The following is a 1790-nucleotide window of genomic DNA, read 5'->3' as shown; positions in this document are numbered from 1 at the left end:
CCAGACTTTCAGCACAGTCAGACATCCGGTTTTGCATCGGCTGAACCAGGAGGAGTGACGACCAGTAATAGCCGAACAGAGTCGGGTATTTTGACTTGGTTGAAGCCGCTACCGGCAGAACCATCAATAAGCCCTTTGTCCACCAGAGTCTGGAGGTTTCCAAAGACCTGGCTTCGTCCTTCATTCAAGGCACTGGAAAAGGCCTTGTATTTAGTGGTGGTTCTGAGCCATCGAAGCGTTTTGGTAACGGTCTCCTCCAATGACTGCATATCATTGTCAGGGACATCGTTTTCCCGGGCATATTTGAGATATTCGGCAGAGAACAGGATCGCGATCCTGGACTTCAAGCTACTATCGTCGTAGGAACCCGGTGGAACTTCTCTGAGAGCTCCGGGACTGTTCGGCGTGATTTTTTTGCCATGGGCATTCCCGGCATTAGAAGGTGTTCTGCCAGTGGCCGGACTTTGGTCTGGTGGGCTTTTCATAGAACCTATATCCAGCAATAACCTGTCTCTGTCTTCAGCGGGTAAACCGGAACTGGATATTCGTTGTTCCAACATCTGGTAATCCGCTTTCTGCAATTGCAGCGCAGACCGCAGATTTGAGTCCTGCATTTGTTTCCAGAAATCGGTGTGCAACTTAACCATACCCTGCACAAAGGCATCAGCAGACGTCGTCGGCTTCATTTCAAGGAAGTTAATAACGGTTCTCACCGAAGCGGCCAGACGCTTTTCCCGAAACAATACGTCCAGAGCCCAATGGAAATGATCCGCAGTACCCCGAGCAAACTTAAGCCCGCAGTCATGACTGTCACGGACCAGCAGCTGGTAGACCGGATCACTGTTGGCGGGTAATTGCCGCATGGTCAGAGCGTTGTCAAAACCGTAACGGCCAGCGCTGTAATACTGGTAATTTATTTGCCATATAGCCAAAGCCCTGTCGATATCGGGACGGGCTGCCTGCCTTGCTTGCAGTTGCAGGAGCAGAGCCAGCCCATAGGAACCGGTCATCACCCGGGCCAGGCGACGATCAGACGATCCTGGTCGTACATCCGACAGCCCGACCTGAATGATGACCGGCTCATTTTGTTGCCATCGCCGGACAATCATCCGACTGTCCGCAATCAACCGGCTGGATTCCAGCCGTAGATCCACGATCGGCCTTATCGCCTCCAAATTATTCTCTGTCTGCCATTTATGCCAGGCCAGAAGGCTATCGATGAATTCATTGGGTCGGTTAAAATAACGCAGCACGCCATTGAGTTGTCTTGGTATGCCATTCAGTGTTGCCAGCTCACGCAGCTGGGAACGATAGGCACTATTATCAATGGCCGTAAGAAAAAAGGGTGAACGAACCCCCAGCACGATCCGTGAGGAAGAATGTTGATCCTGGTTGAAGGGCAGGGAAGGATCCAGGTAAACCACGCGTTCGCGGTTATCCGGAAGCGGGATCCTGAGACCGCTGTTGTTATCGGGAAGCCGGTTGGATAGCTCCGCAATCAGCAGCTTCTGCTGGCGATCCGGCGTGCCTCCGCTTTCCAGGGTGTTCACTACGCTGCCCACCAGACGCAACAACAACTTTTGTGTCAGGCTCCGGGCTGCCTTATGTTCCGTGTCGATGTTATCCATTTCAGTAGCCAGTGTGACCACATCATTCAGAGCCAGTCGGGTGATTTTTTCATCGAGCCGCTGCTCAACCAGGAAGGGGGAGTGACGGGAATAGGCTGTCTCAATCGTGTTGATCAGTGTCTGGGCAGTGGCTTGCTCCAGGGGACCCGAGGACTGTAGCAT

At 52.6% G+C, this 1790-nt stretch carries 1 protein-coding gene; it reads right to left on the bottom strand.

What is annotated here, in order from left to right; translation table 11 throughout:
• Nucleotides 1-17: 17 nt before the first annotated feature.
• Nucleotides 18-1790 (bottom strand): hypothetical protein (locus KDK16_RS08930; protein WP_257275679.1); only part of this gene is annotated, 1773 nt, incomplete at its 5' end.

This window comes from Endozoicomonas sp. SESOKO4 (genome assembly GCF_024606275.1).
Note: the sequence above shows the minus strand (reverse complement) of the source record. Positions and strands in the feature narration are given on the sequence as shown.